Below are 25,778 nucleotides of genomic sequence, written 5' to 3'. Positions count from 1 at the left end.
TCCCTGAAACGGATTTCGCAGAGCCGGTTTGACCGCTCGGGGATACTTCGGACGTTCAACCTCGGCGTGGATTGCGTCCGGAAGCCCCGGGAGGGCGCCGGGGACGGTCAGGTCGGTTGCCGACCGGCTCGATTCGCGTGGAAGCCGGCGTGGCGGCCTCGGCCGGCCAGCCGTTCTCATCGCCGCTACTCTCGGACGTTTCGGTCGCTGGGTCGGGCGACGCGGCTTGGTCGGGCTCGTCCCCCACGACCACGCCTTCTCCGATGCGGTCGCCGAAGATCATCCGCCCGGCGGAGGTCTGGATCGAACTCGTGACCGAGCACTCGACGCGGTGGCCGATCAGGTCCGCGGAGTGCTCGACGACGACCATGGTGCCGTCGTCGAGGTAGCCGACGCCCTGGGACTTGCCTTCGCCGCGCTTGACAATCTGGATCGACAGGCGCTCGCCGGGCACGGCGGCGGTTCGCACCGCGTTGGCCAGATCGTTAATGTTGAGCACCTTCACATCATCGATCGCGGCGACTTTGTTGAGATTGAAATCGGTCGTGACGAGGTGCGCGCGGTACTCGCGGGCGACCTCGAGCAGCATCTGGTCCACGCCCATGCCCGGCACGTGCGCCTCGACCACGGAAAGATCGATGTGCGGGTTGTTCTGGAGCTTGCGCACCATGTCCAGGCCGCGCCGGCCCCGGTTCCGTTTCAACCTGTCGCTTGAGTCGCTGAGCGTCTGGAGTTCCTCGATGACAAAGCGGGGGATGATGACCGGAGCGAGCAGAAAGCCAGTCAGGCCCACGTCGAAGATGCGGCCGTCGATGATGGCGGAGGTGTCGAGAATGAGCGGCCGCGTGCCGCGCAACTGCTTGCTGAACTCGACGTAGGGGATGACCAGGCGGAACTCATCCTGCGTGCTGTACACGACCGACACGCCGAGATAGCACAGCGTGATGCCGAACGCGGCCTTGATGGCCACGAGGATGCGACTGCCCGCTTCACCAGGTTGGAAGTCGTGCGCTTCGAGAAGGAGTTCAAGGATCCAACTGATGGCGACGGTCGCAAGCAGCCCGGCGATCAGGCCGAACAGCGCTCCCGTCATCCCGGAGAGTTTCTTGTGGGGCGTGAGCGCGTCGACCGTGATGGCAGCGCTGCCCAGAAAAAGGGCCACGAGCAGTGGCAGCCACCAATACTGTACGAAAGTCGCCGTCGTCTCGTCGTCCGAAGAACCTGACCCGCCGCGCAGCAGGCTGAGCATGACAACCGTGACGAGCATGATGAGGAACACGCCGCGGATGATGATCAGGGCGCGGACGCGACTACGCTCGCTGTCTTCTTCCACGTTGACGGGAGTTCGGCTCCGTTCGGACATGCCCCAATTGTACGGTGAGCGGGCCGAGGCTACCATCCGTTTCCGGTTTGGCGCTTCGGATCACCCCTTGATCCGTCGGCCGGGCCCGGTGCACGGGTGGCCCACGAACCTGGTCAGAGCCTGACCGCAGCAGCCATAAGTGGTGTTCATTCGGGGTATCGGCAACCTGGCCGGCGGATCATCGGGTGATCGGGCGGCACCGGCTCATGTAGGCCCGGCCTGCAGGTCCGAGCGAAGCCCGGCGGTGGCGCGTGCGTGGTGCAAGTGCAATCGCTACCCGTCGGCCGAAAGCGCTGGGTGCGCGCGGCTCCGCAACTCGGCCTAGGTACTGAATCGAACGTCCTCAGTAGAACTGGTGACTCAGCACCTGGCTGATCTTGCATTCGCTGGGAATCGCCGCTTGGAAGACGATCCGAACATCCTCCGTACTCTGCGGGACCGTCCGGGAGATGGACGCGATGCCCCATTGGTTGGCCACGGCCAAGCCGACAATCATCGGCTTGTCCAGTTGGAGAATCGCGCCACTCGCCACGCCGCACCCCGGGATGACCGTTCCTCCGCCAAATCGCGACGCGACGAATACGACGCGAGCTCCGGGAGTCACTCCGTTGGCGATCAACACGTTCTCAACGCCGGCCGAGCCCGGGACGGGTGGCTCAAGTGTGAATGAGGTGGTCACGGGGTGGAGAATCACACCGCGCGCCGGATCACCCTTCGTGAGGCCGATAATGGCGCCGTAGTCATTTATGTCAACGGCGCTCCCGATTTCGCGTCGCGCCGCTGGTGGAATTAACGAATTCAGATCGACCATGTGTTCGTCTTCCATGACGTAACCGACGATGGCGTCCGAGTCTAGGGTCATGGACCCGACGATCACGCCATGGTTGTTGACGGCGCTGGCGCTGCTCTGCCATGCCATTGATTCGTCGTGTATTACCACAAGCTGTTGATCCACCCACTTGACGGCGTACCAAAAATGGCTCTCCGCTTCCAAACCTCCGACGATCAGCCCTGCATCATTGATGTCGGTCGCGACGCCGTTGTTTCCTTCGGGCAACATGTCCAGTTGAATCAGATCGCCGCCTTCCCACAGGAACGGGCGATTGTCCGTGCCGGGAATCTCCGCCGTTCCCACGACCGACCCAGAGTCGTTGATCGCGTGCGCCGTACCTCGTGGCCCACCAAACGTACCCAGATCTCGCATCACACCATCCTGCCAGATGAACGGATGTGGATAATCATCAGGCGGAGCTGAAGACTCACCAACAACCTGGCGGTTGTTGTTGATGTCGTACGGCTGGGCGAGCCAGCGGCCGCCGAGCGACCCCAGTTGAATCCGCTGGCCGTTCGCGAGCCACAGTACCGCACCTTCTTCGCTGCGCTGTCCAACGATGTCTCCGTTGTCGTTGATTGCGGCTGCAAAGTTGCTGCAACACGGCGCTTGCGGGTCCAGATCAGATAGAATTCCTTCGCGCCAGAGAGACGCTCGCATGTAGGTCTGCTCATCGATGAAGTACCCAACCACAGCTCCAAAGCTGTTAATTCCATTTGCGACCGATGACCTGCGCGGCGCGCTATCCATGAGAAACATCGCGTACCGGTAGTCTTGTCCCAGAGCCGGCGTCACGAGCGCGAACGTGAGATAAAGTGAAAGCAGAAGCAACGGCCCTTGGACCTCAGCTCGACTGGATGCTGTCATGATTTCCTCCGGGTGTACGAGGGCGAGACATCGCCCGGCTCGTCTGTCTGCAGAAGCGCCAGTCCGCTGAACCGGCCGCACCGCTTTCCCTTCAAGAGGCGAGGCTGTACAGATGTTACACGGAAGTTGCCCCTCCCGAAAGGCCTGCCGGCTCAAATCCGCAGAATTTCAGGGTGAAGTGATCGGGTCGGGCGATAAGACACCAACCGCCTCGCCGCTGGGCTGTCGTTGCCGTGCCTCCTCACCGCCCGCCGCCAGGTGCCGGCTTCTCACGCGCTTCGGACGACTCGCGCACGCGAGTGAAGGGCAACTCAATCAATTGGCGGTATGAGCCGTTTTCTTCGAGATGCTCGAGCCGGAAGGTGTAGGCGTCGGGACCCGTGAAGTGCATGGTGACGCGGTAGCGCTGGCCGGGGCCGGCGTCAGCCCGGGCGTGCCAGTCCCACTCGAGCGTGTCGGCCTTGGGGCTGGTGATGGCTCCGCGCGCGACGTGGCCCTGCTCGTTGATGTTCTGGAATCGCACTTCGTTTTGGCCGGGCTCGATCCAGATCTGCCCTTGGCCATGCTCGAACATGCCATCATCGCCGCCGACCCAGCCGCGGACGCTGAAACTCCGCCCGTCGGGCCCGTCGATGAACGTGTTGCGGACGCGAAAGGTTTCGCCGCTCTCGTTGGGCTGCGAAGCGATCCACTCGCCGCCAAGCAGTCGGCGCGCGATGTCCAGCGTGGCATCCGGGCTGGCCGCGTTGCCTGCGGCGGCGGCGAATTTCTCCTTGAGTTGGTTCAGCGTCCACTCGTTGCCTGCCTGGAAGAAGGTCTCGGCGGCGTCCCAGTCAGACCCGCTGCCCCAGCCCGCGCTGACGAGGCGGATGTGCGTGCGGTTGGCGCCGAGCGGCTCGAAATACCACACGCCCCACGCCTGCTCGAGCACTTTTGCGTGCGGGAAACCGGACGGGGACTTCTCGACGCGCGAGGAGAGCATGCGCTGCGGCTCGAGGCTGAGGATGCGGTGCACAATGGTCGTTTCATCTCCGATCGTGCCTTGCGGGTTGTAGTTCGTCTTGATCGAGCCGCCGATGCGCAGATCGACCTCGGCCAGCGGCGTCATCCACGATTCGATGCCGTCCTCGGTCGTGAAGGCATCCCACACCTGCGCCAGCGGCGCATCGATCTCGGCGTTCCACTCGAGCGTGCGGTTGCCCGGAGCGCTTTCAGGCTGCGCGACGGCCGCGGGGCAGAAAGCAAAAATGAAGCCGAGCGAAACGGCAGCAGAGAGGCGGGCGAACATGGGCGTGGTCTCCAGTTGGCAAAAGGAAGTTGAGCGGTGAGCAATGTCATTGCCAGGCGCCGATGATGGCGCCCATGAGCAGAAGGAAGACGAGTTGAAACAGGACGTCGATGCCGAAGATGCCGTGGCGGTGGTCGAAGGAGATGTGCCCGGTAACGCCGATGGCCAGCGCAAAGCCCGCCCAGACGAGCAATCCCAGGAGCAAGCCCTCACCCAGCGTGTCTGCGCCCGCTGCGCCGGCGATGATGGCGAAGACGAAAGCCGTGAGCAAATAAGCGACGATCATGATCGAGAAGAAAACGGGCGGCGGCATGCGCTTCTGCACTTGCGCGAGCTTCTGCTCATCCCAGCCGAGCAGCGCGATGCGCTGGCGGCCGAAGAGCGCGGTGTACCAGAGTCCGCCGAGCAGAAATGTCGTCAGGGCCGCGACGAGCACCGCCCAGTAGTTGATCCCTGCAAAGTCGATTGTCATCACGATTCCCTCAAGCCTTGAGCAGCGGTCAGTTGGTTCGGTCGCGACCATCGCGGCCCGATGCGGTTTGATCGGTGTCGGGCGATTTCCCTTGGGTGCGCGGCGTTTCGGGGCTGCGCCTCGGCGCGGCCCAGTTCGTCCCATCCGCGAGAAGCCGGTCGAAATAGTCGCGCAGTTGAGCGACCGCGGTTTCGAAAGGCTCAAGGTTTTTGTACGCCTTGGCCTGCATCATGCCGCCTTCCATCACAGTGAGTATGAACGACGCCAGCGCTTCGGGATCGGTGTCCTCGGGCAGACGATCGAGAGCCGCCTCGACCGAGAGGCGAATCGCGTTGCGCCAGCCGGTGAAGTTGTCGGCGATCATCTGCCGGGCCGCGGGATGAGTGTCGGCGAGTTCGAGCGCGAGGTTGCCGATCGGGCAGCCGAGCCGGCACTCGGTGAAGATGAGCATCTGTCGATATCCGTGGAGCACGCCGAAGATCCGCTCGATCGGGTCGGTAACGCGGTTGTAGACGGGGTCGATGACTTCCGGCCAGAGGTTCTGCTTGTACCACTCAAGAACGGCCAGCAGAAGGTCTTCCTTGGTGGGGAAGAAGTAGTAGAGGCTGCCGCTGTTGGCCTCGGCGGCCTTGAGGATCTGCGCCACGCCCGTGGCCGCGTATCCCTGGGAGAGGAACAGTTGCCGGGCGGCGTCAAGGATGCGTTCGCGGGTGTCGGACTTGGGTGTCATGGGGCGTGCTGCGGCCTGACCAGGACTTAGTTGAACGATCAATCAATACAGCGTACCCGCGTCGCGGCTGCGATGTCAACGCCTTTCAGACACATTTCTCGCAGAATCCGGTTTTTGTGCTTGCCGATATATCTGTACGTGATATATTTGTTGCGGAAGCCGAGACTGTTGAGTGAACTCCGGCGGCGCGCCGTTCCCGCAGACCACGCCGCAACTGAAGGAACCTGCCCCGTGTCCTCGAAGGTCAAACCCCAACGCGAGTCGCTGGAGATCGTCGTACTGAGCGTGCTCAACGAAGAGCCGCTGTACGGTTATGCCATCATCAAGCGCGTGGCCAGCCGCAGCGACGATGCGATCCGCCTCACGGCCGGGGTGCTCTATCCGCTGCTGCACGAACTCGAGGCCGCGCGGCTGATCGAGTCCACATGGGAGACGGTCCGCAGCGATCGCGCCGGTGAAAGCAGCGCCGGTCGCAAGCGCAAGTGGTACCAGATCACCGCCCGAGGCCGTCGTCGGCTGAGTCAGCGGGCCAGTGCGCTGCGCGCGTTTCAATCGATGATCGAGGCGTTCCTTCCGCCTCACGTCGCTGCCGACGAGGAGGCCGCGACGTGAGCGTCGTCGACACACAATCACCTCCAGCCGCAGTGCACGAGCCGGAGCGCGATGCGATCGACTCGTGGCTCGCCGTGCTCGTGCGCCTGCTCGATGTGGCGGGCCGGCAGGCGGACGCGATCCGCGATGAAATCGAAGCGCACCTGCGCGAGCGCGTGCGCGATCTCATGATCACCGGCCGAAGCGAAGCGGAAGCCATCCGCACCGCGATCGGAGAACTGGGCGAAGTGGCCGACCTGGCCCGACGATTCAGCCATGCTTCCAGATCACGAACCAGGAGAATCATTATGAATGCAGCAGTGCTTGCCTTCGGCGCCATTGGCGTCGCAACCGCGACGGTGTTCATGGGCAACCCGCAGGCCGGACCATCGCGCGTGGCCGTCTTCCAGGCCGCCCCGACCGCCCCTCGCGATGCAACACCGGTGCTTGATGACAAGCGAGTGAAGGTCGACTTCCAGGGCCAGCCTCTCATCGACGTGCTCGGATTCCTCAGCGCCAGCGCCGGCCTCGACCTCGTGCTCGACAGGCACGCGCTCGAGGATCACGGCGTCGATCTGCAGGAGGAAATCACGCTCTCGCTGAGCAAACAGCAGCCGGTGTCGAGCATCCTCAAGATCGTCGCCGAGCACGCGCGAGAGCCATTCGCCTGGCGCGCGTCGGGTTCGATTCTCGAAATCTCAACCGATGATGAGTTTGATCGCAGGGAGATCGTGCTCGCGTCTTTCGACGTGCGGCCGATTCTCGACCTCCTCTGGCAGACCACGCAGGACGAAGACGAGGCCGCGACACGGCTCGAGTCGCTGGTCGTCGAATACGTCCAGCCCTATTCGTGGAGCGTGAACGGCGGCGATCTGGGCAGTCTTCAGATCGTCGGTGGCAAGATGTTCGTCAAAGCGCCCTCGCGCTTCCATCAGCCCATTGAGTGGATCCTCGCGCAACTCGAAGACAGCGCCACCGAGCAGGCGGCGGTGCCCGGCGGCATGGGGTGGAGGCGTTCCGACGCGACGAGCCGGTACTACCGCTCCGCACCCGCGGGGATCGGACAGGGCACCGCGCCTTCAACCTGGTCGCCGCTGTCGCCTGGCGCCGCCCAGACGCCTTCGGCTGCGGGGGGCGCGGGTCGGGCCGGGGCATTTTCAGGCGGGAGTGGAGTTTCGACCGGCGCTGCGCCCGCCGCTCCCGGCGCTGCGCCTGCCGCTCCCGGCGCGGCGGGACAACCCCCGTCACCTTGGCCCGCGGCGGACCGCGGCGCCCAGAGCGCGCCCGCGGCGCCCGGCCAGCCGGGTTCATCTCCGGCCCCAGTTGACGAACCCGAGCAGCCGCAGCCACAATCGGGCGGCGGCTGAGCCGTTGGGTGCAGGGTCCAACTCCCTGATTTGACAAGACCTCTTTACCTTTGCAGTGCAGCGGGTACGCTCGAAAGAGAACCCGCTGCGCTTTTCAGTTGGAGAGGATCGGCCATGAAGATCACCAGCGAATCGTTCACCCACATGCAGGCGATGCCCGATGAATTCGCCTTCTGCGTGCCCGACAGCAAGAGCCACGTCGCGCTGGGTCCCAACCGCAACCCGAAACTCTCCTGGAGCGACGTGCCCAGCGGGGCGAGGTCGCTCGTTCTTCTTTGCGTCGATCCTGATGTGCCCAGCGTCGGCACGGACGTGAACAAAGAAGGGCGAAGCGTTCCGGCAACGCTGCCCCGCACCGACTTCTATCACTGGATCGTGATAGATATTCCGACCAGTTGCCGCGGCATCGCCGCCGGTGCCAGCAGCGACGGCGTGACGCCGGGCGGCAAGAAGAACCCGAAGGGGCCGGCGGGCTCACGGCAGGGTGTGACGAACTACACCGACTGGTTCGCCGGAGACGAGCAGATGGGCGGAGCCTACCGCGGCTACGACGGCCCGGCGCCGCCGTGGAATGACGAGCGGATGCATCACTATCACTTCAAACTCTTCGCGCTCGATGTCGCTCGGCTTGAAGTGGAAGACGGCTTCGGCGGGCCCGACGTGCTCAAGGCGATGCAGGGGCACGTACTCGCCGAGGCCGAAATCGTGGGGAAATACACGCTGAATCCGAAGTTGCGCCAGAGGCGTTAGAGCTTTAGCGCAGGCCGTCGGTGATGAGGTAATCCTTCGTGCGGGCCAGCGGCGCCCAGAGGCGCATGTCATCGAGACTCTCGAGCGTGCGCGATTCGCTGTGGTTGTCCATGAAGGTGACGCTGACCTTGCCGGCCCATCGTGCCGCGACGTAGCCGACGTCGGCAGCCGAGACAGGATCATCCAGGTCCCACTCGCGTTCGGTGAAGAAGGGCGAGTGGATTTCGAAATAGCCGTCGCCGTTGACAGGATCGAAGCGCTGACCCTGCGCGCTGTACACCGAGTCGGTGAAGACGATCATGCGATCAGGCGTGCGGCAGTCTTCGATCCTGCGAGCGTAGAACGGCCCCCAGCGATGCGTGGCGTTGCCGTCAAAGCCGTAGTACCGCGTGTCGCCGCCGAGGAAGCGGCTGTTGAGCCCGAAGCGCGGGAAGACGCTGCGCTCGTAGGTGTCGGTGGCGGGCTCGCGGTCGTAGTAGAGGCTCTTCCAGTTCCAGTCTAGGTACTTGATGAGGCGCCAGGGATAGCGGTTCGACACCGGCGGGGTGAGGCGGCGATGCTCGCGGTCATACGCCACGAACGAGTCGCCGTAACCCGGCAGGAGATTACCCTTGAAGTCGTCGGCGTAGACGTAGTAGGCCATCTGCAACTGCCGGATGGCGGCGATGCCATTGAGCGAACGGGCCGTGGTGCGGGCGCGCGAAAGCGCCGGCAAGAGCAGACCGACGAGCAGGGCGATGATGCTGATGACCACGAGCAGTTCGATCAGCGTAAAGCCGACGGCGATTCGTTGCGGGAGGGATCGAGGCGGCCGAGTGAGATTAGCCTTTGCAGCCATGACGAACTCCTTTCGAGATCGCGGCTGTAATTGAGAACACATCGTACTCATCGGCAGAATCCCGGCAACGGGGTCAAATCCCTGATATGGCGGTCCACTTCGGTCTGATTCCATAAGTATCTTTAATTACATATGTTACGTAGCATTCTCGGGGTGGTTTCCCTGATCCGGAGAGATTGCGTTGACTATTGAGATTGAGTCTCAACAATCGTAGCGCTCGTCGCAACCGGCGGCAGACTCACCGTTTCGCCGTCCGCCGAACCGCGTCACGCCGCGCCTCACGAGCCCCGTTCGCGATGAGCCGGGGGCTGTGACCGGCTTGCCGCAGTGCGGCGCCAGATTGGGAGATCCGCTATGAATCGTCCGCTCGTATTCTGCTCGGCCGCCCTTACGCTCGCCGTGGCGTCCTCTGCGGCCGTGGCGCAGTTCAACGTCGGCATCGCCACCGATGATGTCTGGGTCTACCGGCACTCGGCCAACCCCGGCAGCGACCCCGTCATTCGCGTCTGGGGCGATGGCACACACGAACTCAATCCGACGGGATATCCCGGTTCGCTCTTTTCGCAGGACTACTTCTCCTACGGCTTTGCCTCTTGGGATCTGAGCGATGTGCCCGGCAACTACCGCTGGAACGGCGCCACCGTGACCATCACCGTCGCGCCCGACACGAACTACGATCCCACCACCAACGACGTCTACCTCCGCCTGCTCTCCGACTCGTTTGATGAGAGCACGTTTGTCTTCGGCGTGGGGCCGCATCCCGTCGGGGGCGAGAACAACCGGATCGTGGGCGACGACAGCCGGGCCGCCAACGGTCCCGGCTCGACGATCACCTTCCAGATCCCCCGCAACATCCCGCAGAACATCCTTCAGTCGTGGGCTCGCACGCGGCGCATCAACTTCGTGATCACGTCCGACTGCGACTTTGCCAACGAGCGGCAGATTCTGCGGATAGGCTCGTCAGAGAATGTGCTTTACGACGGTCCGCAACTCGTACTCAACTGACCCGGCACACCTTGTAATTCAGCGGCTTCACCTGTGGATGGGGCGGGTCCGGTCCTACCATCCGCAGGTGGAGCCGTTTCAGCCGACGAAAGCGTCGAAAGGCCGCTGATGAGTTCTTCCAAGTGGATTGGTCGACTGGCCACAGTGAGTTTTCTGTTCTTCTTTATCAAGGGGCTGGTCTGGCTGGCTGTGGCCGGGGCTGTGGTGCTCGGGCTCGCTGAGGCGTCCGGCTGATACGTCGGCGCCGCTGGCGCGGCGCTGTCCGACTGAAAAGGAGCGTTGATGAACGCGCAAGCAGGCATTATGGACCGGCTGCGGAGCGGCACCGCCGAACTGCACAAGCAGGCGGAATCGCGCCCGCTGCAGAAACAACTCGGCGCCGGCACCTTGCCGCGCGCCGCTTTCGCCGCCTACATGGGCCAGTTGCTGCTGGTTCATGATTGTCTCGAGTCGTGCCTCGATGCGCAACTGGAGCGCGGCGGTCATGCGGCGTTCGCCGTCGCCTGGCAGTCGCTGGCCCGGCATTCGGAGAATCTCCGCCAAGACCTGGTCGCTCTCGGCCTCGAGCCACACGCGGTCGCGCCGCTGCCGGCCACCGCGGCACTGCTCGATGAACTCGGGCGATGGAGCGATACCGGCGATCTGGCGCTCATCGGCGCACTGTACGTGCTCGAAGGCAGCATGAACGGCAACCGCTTCATCGCCAAGGCGCTGCAGCGGGCCTGGGGCGTTGAAACCGCCAACGGGCTGTCGTATCTCGACCCATACGGCGAAGAGCAGCGCCCGACCTGGGCGGCGTTCCGCAGCCGCGTCAACGCCGTTTCGTTCTCCGAAGACGAAGCGTCGGCGATTCTCGCTGGGGCCGATCGGATGTTCCAGGCCATCGGCGAGATCAGCGACGAGCAGCACACTGCGATTTCGCTCTGAGTTGCCGCCGCGCGATCGAAACGAGTGGGCGTCACTATCATTCACGCCATGGCCGAGCCGCGTGATCCATCCCGGCGCCGGCGCAGCACGCGCCGCGGCAGCGGCAAGGGGCTGCGGCTGTTTGTGGCGATCTATCCGCCGCCGGAGATCGCCGAGCAGATGCTCCGCGTGGCGCGCGACCACCTCGACGAGCACGCGGCCGCATACGAGGGGGCCGGCGCGCAGTTCGTCCCGGCCGAGCAGGTGCATCTGACGGTGCACTTCCTGGGCAACGTGCCCCCGCGGGCGCTGAGCGAGACGATTGAAAGCATCGATCGGGCCAAGAAGGGATTGGGCGGGTTCGTGCTGACGCCGCGCGAGATCATCACGCTGCCGCGCAGCACCCGGCGCGGGCGACCGCGGCTGATCGCCATGGAAACCGATGGTCCCGCGGATCTGCTCGAACTGCAGCGGCGGCTGGCGCAGCGCTTTGCCCGACCGGCGCGGCAGGAGCCCGGCGAGCGTTTCTGGCCGCACCTGACGCTGGCGCGGTTCAAGTGGGGCGGCGGCGGCGAGCCCCTGCAGCGTCCGGCCTGGCGCGGGTTCGGCGAGCGAGCCGCCATGCCCGGAGCCTTTAATGTGCGCGAGTTCCACCTCGTCAAGAGCGTGTTGCGCCCGCAGGGCGCAGCGCATCAGAGCGTCGCCAGGTGGCCGCTCGTCACGCAGTGACTTTGCGCGCGGCAGCGGCGTCGCTACCATTGCCGCTGCACGCATCTCCAACCGCACGGGTAAATCAATGGCGTCTTCCTCGAAAGCCGAATCCGAAAAGATCATCTACTCGATGATCGGCGTGAGCAAGAGTTACGACCGCAAGCAGGTGCTCAAGGACATCTACCTGTCCTACTTCTACGGCGCGAAGATCGGCGTTCTCGGTCTGAACGGCTCGGGAAAGAGTTCGCTGCTGCGCATTCTTGCGGGGGTCGACACCAGCTTCGACGGCCAGGTCGCCGCGGCTCCGGGGTACACCATCGGCCATCTCGAGCAGGAGCCGCTGGTCGATGAGACGGGCACGGTCATCGACGTGGTGCGGCAAGGCGCGAAAGAGAGCCTCGATCTGCTCGCCGAGTTCGAGCGCATCAGCGACCGCTTTGGCGAAGATCTCGATCCGGATGAGATGGATCGGCTGCTCGCCAGGCAGGGGGAGGTTCAGGAGCGCATCGATCATCTCAACGCGTGGGACATCGACAAGCAACTCGAAATGGCGATGGACGCGCTGCGGTGCCCGCCGCCCGAGTCGCCCGTGAGCGTGCTCTCCGGCGGCGAGAAGCGACGCGTGGCGCTCGTGCGACTGCTGCTGCGCAAGCCCGACATTCTCCTGCTCGACGAACCGACGAACCACCTCGACGCCGAGAGCGTGGGCTGGCTCGAACAACACCTGCGGCGTTACGAAGGCACCGTCATCGCCGTCACGCACGATCGATACTTTCTCGACAACGTGGCAGGGTGGATCCTCGAACTGGATCGGGGCGAGGGCATTCCCTGGAAAGGCAATTACTCCTCCTGGCTCGAGCAGAAGCAGGCGCGGCTGGCGGTGGAAGAGAAGCAGGAAAGCAACCGCCAGAAGGCGCTGAAGCGAGAACTCGACTGGGTGCGCAAGAGCCCGCAGGGCCGCCAGGCGCGGAGCAAAGCGCGCGTGAGCCGCTACGAGTCGATGCTCAGCGAGGATGTGAAGGAACGCGCCAGCCAGATCGAGATTTTCATTCCGCCGGGGCCGCGCCTGGGCAATCTGGTCATCGAGGCCGATCACCTGACCAAGGCCTACGGCGACCGGCTGCTCATCGACGATCTCTCGTTCTCGCTGCCGCCCGGCGGGATCGTCGGCATCATCGGACCCAACGGGGCGGGCAAGACCACGCTCTTTCGCATGATCACCGGCAGCGAGAAGCCCGACGGCGGCTCGATCCGCATCGGGCCGAGCGTCAAGCTTGCCTACGTCGAGCAGAGCCGCGATTCGCTGCCCGCGGGAAAGAACGTCTGGGAAGCGATCAGCGACGGCGACGATGAACTCAAACTCGGATCGCTCACCGTCAACAGCCGCGCCTACGTCGCCCGCTTCGGCTTCACGGGCCAGGATCAGCAGAAGCGCGTGGACAGCCTTTCCGGCGGCGAGCGGAATCGCGTGCATCTCGCGCGAATGCTCAAGAGCGGCGCCAACGTCATCCTGCTCGATGAGCCGACGAACGATCTCGACGTGAACACGCTTCGCGCGCTCGAAGAGGCGCTCGAGTCGTTTGCCGGCTGCGCGGTGGTCATCAGCCACGACCGCTGGTTCCTAGACCGCATCGCCACGCACATCCTCGCGTTCGAAGGCGACAGCGAGGTGCACTGGTTCGACGGCAACTACACCGCCTACGAGGCGGACTACCACCGCCGCATGGGCGCCGACGCCGACCAGCCGCATCGGATCAAGTACCGCCGGCTGACGCGGGCGACGTAATCGGACCGGCCAGGAGCGGCGGGGAGAAGTGAAGAGTCGCTTTCGGCGCTGGTTCCGGCTGGTTTTCTTGTCAATTCAGCGAAAGTCGATTAGAATTATGGATAGTGTCGTCCGTGATCCGGTGCGCCGATGCGCCACCTCGGGAGGGAGATCCGAATGCGTCTGTGCCATTGCCTGCTCGCCGCCGTCGCTGCGTGTCATTGCGCTCTGAATTGCCCCGGTCAAACGTCTGCGCCGATCGCCGCTGTTGAGACATCGACATCAGTGCAGTGGGTTCTCTTTGCCGACAAGGGAATCGAATCACCGGCCGCGTTGCAGTCGGCGCTGGCGGCTGTCGAGTCGGCCGCCGACCCGCACACGATCTCTCGGCGGCGGGCCCGGAGAACGCTGCCCGGCCTGTTCGACGAGAGCGATCTGCCCGTCGTGGATTCGTACGTGCAGGCGGTGAAGGCGACGGGCGCGCGCGTCCGCGTCACCTCCAGATGGGTCAACGCGGTGAGCGTCGAAGCGACCGCGGAGCAACTCGCGGCGATCAGCCAACTGCCGTTCGTCGAGCGCACGCAGCCGGTGGCGCGATCGCGGCGCATCGAGCCGCTGCCGGAGATCAATCCCCTGGGCGAAGCAGGGCAGGGGCAGCGCACGGCCGGGTTCTACGGGCGCTCGGAGGAACAACTCACGCAGATCAACCTCATTCAACTCCACGAAGCCGGGTACACCGGCCAGGGAATCCGCATCGGCGTTCTCGATACCGGCTTTCGCCGCACGCATGATGCGTTCAACGATCCGAATCATCCGCTGCAGGTCATCGCCGAATACGACTTCGTGAATGATGATCCCAACACGGCGCCCGAGGGCGGCGATCATCCGGATCAGCACACGCACGGCACGATCATCCTCGGCACGCTCGGCGCCTACCTGCCGGGCGAGTACGTCGGCGCTGCGTACGACGCGTCGTTCATCCTCTGCAAGACCGAGGACATCACGAGTGAGACGCCGGTCGAAGAGGATTACTACGTCGCCGGGCTTGAGTTCATCGAAGCCAACGGCGGCGACATGGCCACGGCTTCTCTCATCTACATCGACTGGTACACGCAGGAAGACCTCGACGGGCAGACCGCGGTGTGCACGATCGGCGTGAACATGGCCACGGCCAACGGCGTGCACTGCTGCAACGCCGCGGGCAACTCGGGCCACGATCAGAATCCCGCCACGTCGCACCTCGGCGCGCCGGCGGATGCGTTCCAGGTCATCACCTGCGGCGCTGTCGAGCCGACGGGCGAGATCGCGGGTTTTTCATCCGACGGCCCGACCGCCGACGGGCGCAACAAGCCCGAAGTGCTGGCGCGCGGCACGCAGGTCATCAGCGTGTCACCCGACAGCGATACAAGTTACTCCGAGTCGGCGGGCACTTCGGTCTCGACGCCGCAGATCGCCGGCGTGGTGGCCTGCCTCACCAGCGCGAGGCCGAACTGGTCGGTGGACCAGTTGCGCGAGGCGCTGTTCGCATCGGGCGACTACTTCATCGCCAACGGCACGTTCGATCCGCTTTACGTCCACGGCTTTGGAATCATCGACGCGTATCGTGCGCTGAACCTGCTCCAGGTTGGCGCTCCCGTGCCCGGCACCGCCGGTGCGAACAACACCCTCAGCGCGACCGCCGCCGATCCCGGCGCGCGAATCTACTTCGTGTACTCGTTCAGCGCCGGGTCGGCGAATGTGCCGAATTGTCCGGGCGTGCAGCTCGAACTGAGCCAGCCGATCATCGCCGGCTCAGTGGTGGCGGATGGCAATGGGCTCGCGGAGATGAGCCGGTTCGTCCCGGCCGCCGCGTCAGGTCGCGCCATTCACCTTCAAGCCGTGCAGCCCAGCGCCTGCCGCACGTCGAACCACGTGGTGCATCAGTTCCCGTGAGCTGGAGCGACTGAAGCGGGGCGCGACTACTGCGGCAACTGCACGACGTTGCTCGTCTCACACGGGCTGCCAATGACGATGATCTGCACGTAGCCGCCGCACTCCTCCGGCGGCACGCGAATGAACAGCCGGCCTTCGCCTTGAGGTCCGGTGTCGAACGACCGCACCAGTTGCAGATGGTCAGTGCCGAGATCGAGTTGCGTGCCTGAACACGGGCCGGGAATGATGAACGTGCCACGATTGCGCGCGTAACACACACCCGCCCACCGGTCAGGCGCGCAGCGGTCCCACGTGAGAGCCAATCGACCGGGACAGAATCCATCGACCTCGATGTGCGGCCGCGGATCTTCGTAGCACACCGTGCCGCTCCACATGTTGTTCTCGAACGGCTCTCCCGTGAACGCCGGAAAGCGCATGCCGACGCCGGTTGTGAGTTTGAGATCATTGTTCTCGAAGACAGTCGGCTCGCCGCGCACCCAGCGGAGGCTCTGAACGTCGTACGAATACGACGCCAAGTGAACGTAGATGCCGTAGGTGCGACCTTCGTATACCAGCAGATTCCCGACGTTGACGCTCGTGGGGTAGTCGCGCCCCTGGCCCTGGGTGGTCGCGCTGCCCAGCAGCGTCCAAGCAGACGGATCATTTTCGTAGCCGAGATAACTCCCCTCGCGCCAGTAGATCTCCACGGTGACGAGATCGGTGCCGGAGGTATTGATCTGCCATCGCGTCAGATCGAGATCGCGCCTGGGTTCGATGTCGAACATGTTGCCGGCCCAGGCGCTATTACTCTCGAACGACGTCGTCAGGCACCAGGGCTGGGCCAGCGCCGGTGCGGCGCAGCAGGAAGCGAGGACCAGAAGTGCGGTCGTCTGGCGGATCATGGTGCGCCTCCTTCACCGGTTGTGTTCCGGATTTCCCTCTCTGGCCAAGGATACCAGATCGGCGGGGCGAGCAGGCAGGGAAACTGACCTGATCTGGCAATCTGGTTCCGCAACCTCCAGAATAACCCTGGCAGGCCGCTTCGCCGTCAGTCGCGAGCCGGTTCGTCCAGCGCGAGATCGCTGGGCACGCCGAGGTATTCGAGGCAGCGGTTCATCATCGTCGCCGCGATCGGGCCGCAGATCGCGCCGCCGAAGTGGCCCAGGCTGCGGTCGGGGTCTTCGATGACGCACAGCACGACGAGGCGCGGATTGTCCAAGGGGGCGCCGGCGATGAAGCTGATGACGTAGCGGTTCTTGTGATAGCCGCCGGGCTTGGGAAGTTCAGCCGTGCCCGACTTGCCGAACATGCGGTAGTGCGCCACTTCGTTGGCCTTGCGGCCGCTGCCGTCGGTCATGACCTTGCGCATCGTGCGGCGCGCCGTCAGCGCGGTGGATTCCAGCATCGGCTGCTGCGTGACGTAGGGGGTGATGGGCACGTTTTCGGCCGCCACGACGAACTGGATGGGCGGCATGGAGCCGTCGCGGCAGAAGGCCGAGAAGGCCCGAACCATCTGCAGCGGCGTGACGGCGATTTCGTGCCCCATCGCCACGCTGGTCTGCGTGTATTTCGTCCACTTGGCCGGTGCCGTGACGATCCCGGCGGTCTCTGCGGGCAGTCCGCTACCGGTCGGCCGGCCGAAGCCGAAGTCGCTCACGCACTGCTGCAACTGCCGATGCGTCAGGCGCATGGCGACCTGGGCCATGCCGATGTTGCTCGACTTGATCATCACGCCTTCCCACGAGAGTTCGGGATAGGGATAGGCGTCGTGGATGATGCGGCCGAAGTCGGTGCGGTACGCGCCGTTGTGCGTGTTGAAGACTTCATCAAGTTCGACGAGGCCCAGTTCGGTTGCGCGAGTCCAGACGAAGGACTTGAACGTCGAGCCCGGCTCATAGGGGTCGGTGACGCAGCGCATCCGACCCATGCTCAGATCGGCCTTGCGCAGCGGATCATCAGTAAAGGGGCCGTAGCCCGGCCGGTCGCGGAGGATGTCGGTCAGCGCCAGGATTTCGCCGCTGTGCGGATCGAACACGACCGCCCGGCCGCCGGCGGCATTGACGGATTCGACCCCGGCGCGGATCTCCTCTTCAACGATGCGCTGCATCTCGACGTCGATCGTGAGGCGCACCGTGTGGCCGTCGCTGGCGGGCTCGTGGCCGTCGGCGTCGACCCACATCGCCCGCCGCCGCACATCGCGAAGGTAGCGCAGACGACCCGGCGCGCCGGTCAGCGTTTCGTTGAAGATCGCTTCGATACCGGTCAGACCGATGTGTCCCGTGCCGACCTTGCCGATGAGCGGCGCGGCGAGATCGCCGTACGGCCGGTGGCGAACCAGCACGGGCTCAAGACCGACACCCTTCAGGTTCGCGGTCTGGATCGCCTCCACTTCTGCGTCGGTGAGCAGGTCGATGAGTACGGCATAGCGCTTGTCGAGCCGCTCGTTCACCTTGGCGTCCAGCGCCACCGGGTCGCGGCCGAGCAGACGGGCGATGTCGATGCCGATGGTGTACGGATCCTGGACTTCCTGAGGATCGACGAAGAGGCGATAGCCTACGCAACTCGTGGCCAGTACGCGGCCCCGGCGGTCGAGCACGTCGCCGCGGTTGGCCATCTCCGGGCGGATCGAACTCGTCGGCGGCGCGTGCTCGAGGAGATTGCGACTGGGCAGCATCTGCAACTGCGTCACCCGGCCCAGCACCGCCGCGAACGCGAGTGTGAGACAGCCGAGCAGGAGGTTGAGCGCCAGGCCGAAGCGCCGCCGTTGCGAGTCGTGCTCGTGGTTCATGGTCATCGGGTCTGGGCTCTTCAGGGGGTCTGAGCGACCAGCGGCGAGACATCCGGCTGCGAGGCCGCGCTGGCGGGGGCGGTTCGGCCGGTGTCGAGTTCGACGAGGTCGCACTCTTCAAGCAGAAGGGGCACGAGGGGCTCGCCCGTCTCGCTTTCGAGCGCCGCGGCGAGCGCGGCGACGCGGTCCTGCCTCAGCCGCTCGTGAATCGCCACTCGCAGTTTCCACGAGCGCTGCTCGTGGGCAAGCAGGCGGCGGTGGGTGATGGACATCTGGTTGGCGGCGTCGATGCGATGCTGGCGGATGACCAGCAGGCCGCACGACGTGCCGCCGGCGATGACCACGCACGCGGCAAGTTTGGCGACGATTGCCATTCGCCTTTACATCGTCCAGCGACTTGCCGCGCGATGAATGTGCGCGGCGGCTTTTGCGGGCCTGCAACGTCCGCTGTGTTATCGCACCGGAATACGAATCGTCTTGCCGATCGGCAGGACGTTTTCGTTGGTGATCACGTCACGGTTGAGCGCGACGATCTCCTTGTAGCGGTGTCCCTTACCCAGGTAGTGCGCCGCGAGATCCCACAGCCGGTCGTTCTCTTTGATCGTGTAGTTGATCGTCTTGACGGTGGTCGTGGATTCGGCAACCGGTTGGGTCGCCCGCTCCAGTGCAGGTTCAGCGCGACCGTCGAGCGCGCTACGGGAAGGAATCCAAAGCGTCATGCCGGTGCGGAGTCGGCTGTTGGCCGGGACGATGTCGCTGTTGAAGCGGGCGAGCTTGTCGTAGAGCGAACCGTCGCCGTAGAACTTCTTGCACAGGCCGTAAAGCGTGTCGCGATCGCGAACGGTGTAGGGCGTGGCGTCGCCACGATCGACTGGCTGCTGCAGCTCGCTGCCTGGGGGCAGGACGGGGGCGCCCATCTGGATCGCTTCCGGTTGTTCGCTCTCGCGGCTGATCTGGCTGCCGAAGCCCGGTCCAACGAGCGAGTCGCGTTCGAACTCGCTGATGCGGGCGATGGCATCGTCGCCGCCGCTGCCCGCATCGCTGGCATTCAGGTCGGTGTTCATCGCCGTGGTGGGTGGGTCGATCAGGATGGTGCGGCGATCGGGGCTGAGCGGCTCGTCGTTCTCGGCGCGGCCGAACTGCCGATGCGCCCCCTGCCCGGCGGGGAGATTGATGGTGGGGCCGTCGCCGACGGGTGGGTCGAGCGTGGCCAGCCGATCCTGCTGGGCTGGCGAGAGGTGGTCGGCCAGCAGCACCGCCACCACGAGCAGGAGACTGAATCCAACGATCAAAGCCAGTTTGTTTTCGCGTGTCATGTGCGCTGAGCCAACTCCATGCCGAGCGTCTTGCGTCGTCGTGGATTCCTTCCGCGTGGTTCCCCGGAGCACTCCGAACCGGGCTGACGTGCCGTCAATCCATCAGGTCATCGGGGCGATTCGAATGGCTCGCAGTTTAGCCGACCTGGCTCGAGGATTCAGTTCCGTTTCCTCCTCGGTCGCGATGATCGGCTTGCGGGTGATTCGTTCGGCGAGGCCGCGCTTGGTCAGCGCCGCCATTCGATGCTTGATGATGCGATCCTCCAGTGAATGAAAGCTGATGAAAGCGAGACGGGCTCCGACACGGAGCCACCCACCGCCCCCGCGGGCTGCGTCGATGGTGCGCTCGAGTTCATCCCACAGCGATTCGAGGCGGCCAAGTTCGTCGTTCACGGCAATCCGCAGGGCCATGAACGTCTTCGTCGCCGGGTGCATTCGGGATTGTCGGGCACGCGGCCCGTACGCCTTGCGCACCACTTCGGCAAGGTGCAACGTGCTTTCTATCGGATGGTCGCCTCGAATCACGACAATCTCGCGGGCGATTTTTCGCGACAGCGGCTCCTCGCCGTAGCGGTAGATCAGATCCGCCAGTTCACGTTCGGATGCGTGGTTGACCAGGTCCGAGGCGGTGACGGCGGCGGTCGGATCCAGCCGCATGTCCAGCGGGCCGTCGGCGCGAAACGAAAAGCCGCGAGCGGGATCGTCCATCTGGCTGGAGGAGAAGCCAAGATCGGCCAGGACCATGTCCGCGACCAGCCCTCCAGCCGCGGCCAGGATGACCGGGGCATCGACGAAACTGGCATGTTGCGTCTGAACGGGGCAGCCCGACGCGCCGATGCGCTCGCGCGAAAACGCGGCGTTTGCCGGATCGAGGTCGAAGCCGATCACGCGGCCGCCGGCCCCCAGCAGCCGCGCGATCGCTTCACTGTGGCCGCCCCGCCCGATGGTGAGGTCCACCAGCGTCTCGCCCGGCTGCGGGCTCAGCACCCTCAGCACTTCGCTGAGCAGGACCGGAACGTGGTTGATGCGCTCTTCGGACACGGGCGCATGATAGGGATGAAGAGGCGCAACCCCGCACGCTCAGGCGAGGAGGTCGCGCACGACCTTGCCGTGCACGTCGGTGAGGCGGAAGTCGCGGCCCTGGAAGCGGTAGGTGAGGCGTTCGTGGTCGATGCCCATGCAGCGCAGGATCGTGGCGTTGAGGTCGTGGACGTGAACGGGCTTGTCGATGATGTTGTAGGAGAAGTCGTCGGTCGTGCCATAGGTCAGGCCGGCCTTGATGCCGCCGCCGGCCATCCAGACGGTGAAGCAGCGAGGGTGGTGGTCGCGGCCGTAGTTGGATTGGCTCAGTTCGCCCTGGCAGTAGATGGTGCGGCCGAACTCCCCGCCCCAGATCACGAGCGTGTCGTCGAGCATGCCGCGCCGCTTGAGGTCCTTGACGAGTGCGGCGGAGGCCTGGTCCACGTCCTTGCACTGCAGCCGGATGTCGCGCGGCAGGTTGTCGTGCTGGTCCCAGCCCCGGTGGTACAACTGGATGAAGCGCACGCCGCGCTCGGCCATGCGGCGGGCGAGCACGCAGTTGGCGGCGTAGGTGCCCGGCGTGCGGGCATCTTGCCCGTAGAGGTGAAAGGTCTCATCGGGTTCGTCGGAGAGGTCGGTCAGTTCCGGCGTGGAGGTCTGCATGCGGTAGGCGAGTTCGGCGGCGGCGATGCGCGCGAGCGTTTCGGGATCGCCGAACTCTTCGTGCTGTTTCAGGTTGAGTCGGGCCAGCGCGTCGAGCATGGAGCGGCGCGACTGCCCGTCGATGCCCGGCGGATTGCTCAGATAGAGCACCGGATCGCCGCTCGAGCGGAACTGCACGCCCTGGTGCTCGGAGGGCAGGAAGCCGGTTCCCCAGAGGCGCGAGAAAAGCGCCTGCGACGGCCGTACGGCGCTGCCTTCGGAGATGAGCACGACAAAGGCGGGCAGGTTCTGATTCTCCGTTCCCAGGCCGTAACTGAGCCACGCGCCCATGCTGGGCCGGCCGGGCTGCTGGGCGCCGGTCTGGATAAAGGTGATCGCGGGGTCGTGGTTGATGGCTTCGGTGTGCAGCGAGCGGATGACGGTAATGTCATCGACGATCGACGCCATGTGCGGGATGAGTTCGCTCGCGATGGCGCCGGACTGGCCGTGCCTGCTGAACTGGAAGATGCTCGGCGCGACTGGAAAGCGAGCCTGGCCGGAGGTCATGGTCGTGATGCGCTGACCCATGCGCACCGAGTCGGGCAGATCGGCGTCGAAGAGTTCGGCCATCTTCGGTTTATGGTCGAAGAGATCGAGTTGCGACGGAGCGCCTGACTGGAAGAGATAGATGATGCGCTTGGCGGTGGGGGCGAAGTGCGGCGCGCCGAGCGTGCCGCCCGCGGCGCCAGGCGTATCGGCAAGAAGTCGCGGGTTGAGCAGCGAGGCCAGCGCGATTCCGCCGATGCCCGATGCAGCGCGGCCGAAGAACTGTCGGCGGTTGATCATCAGCAACTGTTCGTGTCGCGGATCCATGTGTGGTCTCAACCCTTGGTAATGGCCTCGTCGAGCGAAAGGAGAATGTTGGCCACCGTCGTCCACGCGGCCAGTTGCGATGGATCGAGATCGGCGTCAACCGGCGCATCGCCCACGCCCAGCAGCGCGGCCGCTCTGTCAGGTTCGGTCGTAAAGACAGTCAGTTGATCTTCGTAGACCCGCGTCAGCGCGGCGATCTCGTCTGCGCGTGCGTCCCTGGCCGTCGCCAGGCGAAACGCCCAGGCGATACGGTCCGTCGCCGATGTGCCGCCGTGCTTCATGATCCGCGCCGCGAAAACGCGCGACGCCTCGACGAACTGCGGGTCGTTCATCAACGCGAGCATCTGCAGCGGCGTGTTGGTCCGCGCGCGGCGAACGGTGCAGGACTCGCGCGTCGGAGCGTCGAACGCGGCCAGGTTGGGCGGCGGCTGGGTGCGCTTCCAGAAGGTGTACAGGCTGCGGCGGTACTGCGCGGGCCCCTCATCCTTCGTAAAGGCCCGGGTGTCACTGTCCGGATACGCAACCGCCTCCCAGAGCCCGTCGGGCTGATACGGCTTGACGCTCGGGCCGCCGATCTCTTCCACGAACAGGCCGCTCGTGGCCAGTGCAAAGTCCCGGATCATCTCTGCATCCATGCGAAAGCGCGGCCCGCGACTGTAGAAATGATTGCGCGGATCGGCCGCGAGCTGCTCGGGCGTGATGCGCGAATTCTGGCGATACGTCGCGCTGGTCACGATCAGGCGCATCAGGTGCTTCACATCCCAGCCGGACTGCATGAACTCGACCGCCAGCCAGTCGAGCAGCTCCGGGTGAGTGGGGGGAGAGCCCTGCGAGCCGAAATCTTCACTCGTCTGCACCAGTCCTTCGCCGAAGACGCGCTGCCAGAGGCGATTGACCGTCACGCGCGCCGTGAGTGGATGCTGCGGGCTCACGAGCCAGCGCGCCAGCGCCAGGCGATCCGCCGGCGCATCGGCAGGCAAGGGAGGCAGGCAGGCGGGCACGCCGGGCTCCACAGCGTCCTTTGGCTGGTCGTAGTTGCCGCGATAGAGCACGTGCGTCGCTCGCCGCTCCGTGCGCTCTCGCATGATGAGCGTCGTGGGGATCGTCGCCTCGTATGTGGCGCGTTCAGCCCGCGCGCCATCAAGATCGTCAAAGAGCGCCCGACTGGCCCGCGAATACTGCCTGCGGAAAATGGTGCGCAGGGCTTCAGCCTGCTGCGGCGTGCGCTGCGCCGGCTCGATCGCCAGCGTCTGCAGCGCCAGCGTCGCCTGAAAGTCATCGTCGCCGCCTGGGAGGTTGAAGTAAAATGCAAAGCCGCCGGCGAAATCGATCACCTTGAGCAGGATGTGATTCACGCCCGGCTCGAGTTGCACCTGCACCAGATCCTGGTCCGGCGCGGCTGAGCGCGGCATCAACTGCTCGAAAACCTTCCGGCCGTTCACCCAGAGAACGCAAGCGTCGTCGCTTCCGAGCGAGACGGTCACGCGGCGCGCGGTGGGCGAAGTGATCGTGCGGTGCAGATACGTCGCCGCGTAATCGACCTCCGCCAGCGCGTTGATCGCTCCATCCGCGTACTCGGGCCGCTCGATCCACTGAATCACGCCGCCCGCGTAGGTGTCGGTCAGGTCGATGGCTGCCGGGTCGAGTTCGGGTTCAAATACCGCCGCCACCGCCGCCACCGCCGCCTCCTGCGTCGGCTCATCGGCCTGGAAGGGCCCGGCTTCATGCCAGTTCGACAGCGTCGGCTCGTCGAGGCGCTGGGCGAGTGCTGCAGAGTTGCTCAGCGCCAGGCGCGCGCGGCCGATCGAATGTTGGGCGAATGCCGTCTCGTGCCGCAGAATGAATCGCAGTTCGCTGCCGCCTTCGTAGCCGAACGGCTGGTCGGCGAGGAAAACCGCGGTGCGATCTTCGCGCCGCTCGTAGCCGGCCACGGCCCAGCCGGAGTTGTCATCGGTGACGCCGTCGATGGCTTTGTCTATGGGAAAGCCGCCCTGCAGTTGGGAATGGTCCGCCAGGGCCCGGCGGAACTTCACGTGCTGAGACTGCGTCGGATCGCGCTTCGACACGGCGACGAGTTCAAACTCGCTGAGCACAAAGTTGGCGTTCTCCGCCCGGCCGGGTCCGCCGAACGGCAGCGAGGGATGCGTAAGCGCTTCGAGGCGCACGAGCCAGATGTCAGTGAGATCAGTATCGCCGATGAGGATGTAGTCATCCGTGGTGGGACTGGCGCCGCCGGCGAGGATGGAACCATCATCGAGGACTGTCAGCGCACTGCCGCCCGTCGAGATCGACTGCGCCGGCGTCCAGGCGCTCCACCAGCCGATCACCTGCTCGCGAAGTGTCGATTCCCACTGCGCCTGCGCGGCGTCGATGGCTGGGTCGGGCGCGGCGATTCTCTCCTCCAGCGCCGCGACGGTGGCGGACAGCTCATCGAGGCGAGCCTGCTGTTGAGGTGTCGGCGCCTTGAGGACCGGGGCAGGATCCTTCTGATTTCCATCCAGTCCCGTTTCATCGACGTTGTTGAAGAACGCGAAAAGCTCGTAGAACTCCTTCTGCGAGATCGGATCGAACTTGTGATCGTGGCAGGCTGCGCATCCGGCCGTCAGACCCATCCAGACGGTGGAGGTCGTTTCCACCCGGTCGATGGCGTAATGGACGAGGTACTCGTCGGCGATGGCGCCGCCTTCGTTCGTCGTAACGTGGTTGCGGTTGAATCCGGTGGCGATGAGTTGATCGAGCGTCGGTTCAGGGAGCAGGTCGCCGGCGAGTTGCTCGATGGTGAATTTGTCAAAGGGCTTGTTGGAGTTGAAGGCGCTGATGACCCAGTCGCGCCATCGCCACATCTCGCGGTAGTTGTCGAGGTGCAGGCCGTGCGTGTCGCCGTAGCGCGCTGCGTCGAGCCAGTAGCGGGCCATGTGCTCGCCATAGCGCGGCGAGGCAAGCAATCGATCGACTGCCCGCTCGTAGGCATCGGGAGATTCGTCGGCAAGGAATGCATCGAGTTCTTCCAGCGTCGGCGGGAGACCGGTCAGATCAAGCGTGACCCGCCGAAGCAGGCGCGCCTTTTCTGCCTCGGGTGAGGGCGCGAGCCCTTCCGCATCGAGTCGATTCAAGATGAACGCGTCGATCGCGTTGCGCGGCCAGTCGGACCGGCTTACCGCCGGCAGTTGCGGGCGCACGGGTGCCGCAAACGACCAGTGCTGCTCATAGCGGCCGCCCTGTTCGATCCACTTTCGGATCAGTTCGATCTGAGCCGGGCTCAGCGCCTTGCCCGAGTCGGCCGGCGGCATGCGCTCGTCGGGATCGGCAGCGGTGAGGCGAGCGTACATCTCGCTCTGCTCAGGGTGCCCGGGCACGATCGCCACCTTGCCGTCTTTGCTCGGCGTGATGGGTCCGGACGGAAGGTCAAAGCGCAGACCGGCCTGACGCGCTTCGCCATCCGGGCCGTGACAGGCGTAGCAGTTGTTTGAGATGATGGGGCGGATGTCGCGGTTGAAGTCAACGCGGTCGCTATCGCGGGCGGGATCGACGCCGTCCCCATCGACCAGTGCGGCAGAGGGCGCAGCGCTGCCGGTCGTAACCGCGATGGCGCCAAGCGACGCCGCACCGACAGCCGCGATGGCCAGCAGTTGCCAGCCTGGAGCAAACGCACGACGTTGCTTCCCATCAGCCATGTGCCACAGTGTACTGGATCTCAAGTGCATTGCAGCCTCGAAGCCGCTAGTTTTCCGACGCAATGTCGC

Annotated in this window: 20 protein-coding genes, 1 other RNA gene and 1 pseudogene; 9 read left to right on the top strand and 13 right to left on the bottom strand. The window is 64.9% G+C overall.

Going from position 1 to position 25,778, the window contains the following annotated elements; genetic code table 11:
- Positions 1-55 precede the first annotated feature (55 nt).
- On the bottom strand, positions 56-1,363 hold the full coding sequence (locus tag IT430_19490; GenBank protein MCC6910123.1) for a hypothetical protein: 1,308 nt from the start codon (positions 1,361-1,363) through the stop codon (positions 56-58).
- A 77-nt stretch (positions 1,364-1,440) separates the two neighbouring features.
- Here IT430_19490 and ffs point away from each other — a divergent pair.
- Positions 1,441-1,538: signal recognition particle sRNA small type (gene ffs / locus IT430_19485), an RNA gene on the top strand.
- A 168-nt stretch (positions 1,539-1,706) separates the two neighbouring features.
- Here ffs and IT430_19480 read toward each other — a convergent pair.
- The 4 genes from IT430_19480 to IT430_19465 all read right to left on the bottom strand — a co-directional run bounded on the left by IT430_19480 (position 1,707) and on the right by IT430_19465 (position 5,552).
- Positions 1,707-2,945, bottom strand: coding sequence for a hypothetical protein (locus IT430_19480; GenBank protein ID MCC6910122.1), 1,239 nt, complete (start codon positions 2,943-2,945; stop codon positions 1,707-1,709).
- Positions 2,946-3,303: 358 nt separating this feature from the next.
- On the bottom strand, positions 3,304-4,350 hold the full coding sequence (locus IT430_19475) for an SRPBCC domain-containing protein (protein ID MCC6910121.1): 1,047 nt from the start codon (positions 4,348-4,350) through the stop codon (positions 3,304-3,306).
- 46 nt (positions 4,351-4,396) lie between these two features.
- Positions 4,397-4,825, bottom strand: coding sequence for a DUF1761 domain-containing protein (locus IT430_19470; GenBank protein ID MCC6910120.1), 429 nt, complete (start codon positions 4,823-4,825; stop codon positions 4,397-4,399).
- A 25-nt stretch (positions 4,826-4,850) separates the two neighbouring features.
- Positions 4,851-5,552 carry a TetR/AcrR family transcriptional regulator gene (locus IT430_19465; protein MCC6910119.1) on the bottom strand — a complete coding sequence of 234 codons (702 nt, stop codon included), beginning with the start codon at positions 5,550-5,552 and terminating at the stop codon, positions 4,851-4,853.
- Between the two features lie 231 nt (positions 5,553-5,783).
- Here IT430_19465 and IT430_19460 point away from each other — a divergent pair, with 231 nt between their 5' ends.
- The 3 genes from IT430_19460 (at position 5,784) to IT430_19450 (ending at position 8,260) form a co-directional block, all read left to right on the top strand.
- Complete coding sequence (locus IT430_19460) at positions 5,784-6,164, top strand: helix-turn-helix transcriptional regulator (GenBank protein MCC6910118.1); 381 nt, start codon at positions 5,784-5,786, stop codon at positions 6,162-6,164.
- On the top strand, positions 6,161-7,510 hold the full coding sequence (locus IT430_19455) for a hypothetical protein (GenBank protein MCC6910117.1): 1,350 nt from the start codon (positions 6,161-6,163) through the stop codon (positions 7,508-7,510). The genes IT430_19460 and IT430_19455 overlap by 4 nt, the downstream gene beginning before the upstream one ends.
- Before the next feature lie 114 nt (positions 7,511-7,624).
- Positions 7,625-8,260, top strand: coding sequence for a YbhB/YbcL family Raf kinase inhibitor-like protein (locus tag IT430_19450; GenBank protein ID MCC6910116.1), 636 nt, complete (start codon positions 7,625-7,627; stop codon positions 8,258-8,260).
- Between the two features lie 673 nt (positions 8,261-8,933).
- Here the strand turns inward: IT430_19450 and IT430_19445 are convergent.
- A pseudogene (locus tag IT430_19445) lies at positions 8,934-9,098 on the bottom strand (prepilin-type N-terminal cleavage/methylation domain-containing protein).
- Between the two features lie 354 nt (positions 9,099-9,452).
- Here IT430_19445 and IT430_19440 point away from each other — a divergent pair.
- The 5 genes from IT430_19440 to IT430_19420 all read left to right on the top strand — a co-directional run bounded on the left by IT430_19440 (position 9,453) and on the right by IT430_19420 (position 15,417).
- Positions 9,453-10,103 (top strand): hypothetical protein, encoded by a 651-nt coding sequence (locus tag IT430_19440; protein ID MCC6910115.1) that lies wholly within the window; start codon positions 9,453-9,455, stop codon positions 10,101-10,103.
- Between the two features lie 282 nt (positions 10,104-10,385).
- Positions 10,386-11,030, top strand: coding sequence for a biliverdin-producing heme oxygenase (locus IT430_19435; GenBank protein MCC6910114.1), 645 nt, complete (start codon positions 10,386-10,388; stop codon positions 11,028-11,030).
- 48 nt (positions 11,031-11,078) lie between these two features.
- Positions 11,079-11,738, top strand: a complete 660-nt coding sequence (gene thpR / locus IT430_19430; GenBank protein MCC6910113.1) for an RNA 2',3'-cyclic phosphodiesterase — start codon at positions 11,079-11,081, stop codon at positions 11,736-11,738.
- A 67-nt stretch (positions 11,739-11,805) separates the two neighbouring features.
- On the top strand, positions 11,806-13,506 hold the full coding sequence (gene ettA, locus IT430_19425) for an energy-dependent translational throttle protein EttA (protein MCC6910112.1): 1,701 nt from the start codon (positions 11,806-11,808) through the stop codon (positions 13,504-13,506).
- Positions 13,507-13,770: 264 nt separating this feature from the next.
- Positions 13,771-15,417: a S8 family serine peptidase gene (locus IT430_19420; protein MCC6910111.1), complete on the top strand. Its 1,647-nt coding sequence runs from the start codon at positions 13,771-13,773 to the stop codon at positions 15,415-15,417.
- Positions 15,418-15,443: 26 nt separating this feature from the next.
- Here the strand turns inward: IT430_19420 and IT430_19415 are convergent, their stop codons facing one another.
- The 7 genes from IT430_19415 to IT430_19385 form a co-directional block, all read right to left on the bottom strand.
- Positions 15,444-16,298, bottom strand: a complete 855-nt coding sequence (locus IT430_19415; protein MCC6910110.1) for a hypothetical protein — start codon at positions 16,296-16,298, stop codon at positions 15,444-15,446.
- Positions 16,299-16,444: 146 nt separating this feature from the next.
- Positions 16,445-18,190 (bottom strand): penicillin-binding protein 2, encoded by a 1,746-nt coding sequence (locus tag IT430_19410; GenBank protein MCC6910109.1) that lies wholly within the window; start codon positions 18,188-18,190, stop codon positions 16,445-16,447.
- Positions 18,191-18,204: 14 nt separating this feature from the next.
- Positions 18,205-18,558, bottom strand: coding sequence for a hypothetical protein (locus IT430_19405; protein ID MCC6910108.1), 354 nt, complete (start codon positions 18,556-18,558; stop codon positions 18,205-18,207).
- A gap of 78 nt (positions 18,559-18,636) precedes the next feature.
- Entirely contained in the window at positions 18,637-19,500 is an 864-nt protein-coding gene (locus tag IT430_19400) for a LysM peptidoglycan-binding domain-containing protein (protein ID MCC6910107.1), read from the bottom strand.
- A gap of 102 nt (positions 19,501-19,602) precedes the next feature.
- Positions 19,603-20,541 (bottom strand): 16S rRNA (cytosine(1402)-N(4))-methyltransferase RsmH, encoded by a 939-nt coding sequence (rsmH, locus tag IT430_19395; GenBank protein ID MCC6910106.1) that lies wholly within the window; start codon positions 20,539-20,541, stop codon positions 19,603-19,605.
- Positions 20,542-20,580: 39 nt separating this feature from the next.
- Positions 20,581-22,035 (bottom strand): DUF1501 domain-containing protein, encoded by a 1,455-nt coding sequence (locus IT430_19390; GenBank protein ID MCC6910105.1) that lies wholly within the window; start codon positions 22,033-22,035, stop codon positions 20,581-20,583.
- Positions 22,036-22,043: 8 nt separating this feature from the next.
- Positions 22,044-25,709, bottom strand: coding sequence for a PSD1 domain-containing protein (locus tag IT430_19385; GenBank protein ID MCC6910104.1), 3,666 nt, complete (start codon positions 25,707-25,709; stop codon positions 22,044-22,046).
- Between the last annotated feature and the right edge of the window lie 69 nt (positions 25,710-25,778).

The sequence above is a fragment of the Phycisphaerales bacterium genome (genome assembly GCA_020852515.1).
GTDB lineage: Bacteria > Planctomycetota > Phycisphaerae > Phycisphaerales > UBA5793 > UBA5793.
Note: the sequence above shows the minus strand (reverse complement) of the source record. Positions and strands in the feature narration are given on the sequence as shown.

Bases quoted from the DNA above. Each gene is read 5' to 3' on its own strand.
- IT430_19440 (MCC6910115.1), top strand. From the start codon at position 9,453: ATGAATCGTCCGCTCGTATTCTGCTCGGCCGCCCTTACGCTCGCCGTG.
- IT430_19475 (MCC6910121.1), bottom strand. From the start codon at position 4,350: ATGTTCGCCCGCCTCTCTGCTGCCGTTTCGCTCGGCTTCATTTTTGCT.
- IT430_19435 (MCC6910114.1), top strand. From the start codon at position 10,386: ATGAACGCGCAAGCAGGCATTATGGACCGGCTGCGGAGCGGCACCGCC.
- IT430_19385 (MCC6910104.1), bottom strand. From the start codon at position 25,709: ATGGCTGATGGGAAGCAACGTCGTGCGTTTGCTCCAGGCTGGCAACTG.
- IT430_19390 (MCC6910105.1), bottom strand. From the start codon at position 22,035: ATGGATCCGCGACACGAACAGTTGCTGATGATCAACCGCCGACAGTTC.
- IT430_19400 (MCC6910107.1), bottom strand. From the start codon at position 19,500: ATGACACGCGAAAACAAACTGGCTTTGATCGTTGGATTCAGTCTCCTG.
- ettA (MCC6910112.1), top strand. From the start codon at position 11,806: ATGGCGTCTTCCTCGAAAGCCGAATCCGAAAAGATCATCTACTCGATG.
- IT430_19465 (MCC6910119.1), bottom strand. From the start codon at position 5,552: ATGACACCCAAGTCCGACACCCGCGAACGCATCCTTGACGCCGCCCGG.
- IT430_19450 (MCC6910116.1), top strand. From the start codon at position 7,625: ATGAAGATCACCAGCGAATCGTTCACCCACATGCAGGCGATGCCCGAT.
- IT430_19415 (MCC6910110.1), bottom strand. From the start codon at position 16,298: ATGATCCGCCAGACGACCGCACTTCTGGTCCTCGCTTCCTGCTGCGCC.
- IT430_19480 (MCC6910122.1), bottom strand. From the start codon at position 2,945: ATGGATAGCGCGCCGCGCAGGTCATCGGTCGCAAATGGAATTAACAGC.
- IT430_19405 (MCC6910108.1), bottom strand. From the start codon at position 18,558: ATGGCAATCGTCGCCAAACTTGCCGCGTGCGTGGTCATCGCCGGCGGC.
- IT430_19410 (MCC6910109.1), bottom strand. From the start codon at position 18,190: ATGACCATGAACCACGAGCACGACTCGCAACGGCGGCGCTTCGGCCTG.
- IT430_19490 (MCC6910123.1), bottom strand. From the start codon at position 1,363: ATGTCCGAACGGAGCCGAACTCCCGTCAACGTGGAAGAAGACAGCGAG.
- thpR (MCC6910113.1), top strand. From the start codon at position 11,079: ATGGCCGAGCCGCGTGATCCATCCCGGCGCCGGCGCAGCACGCGCCGC.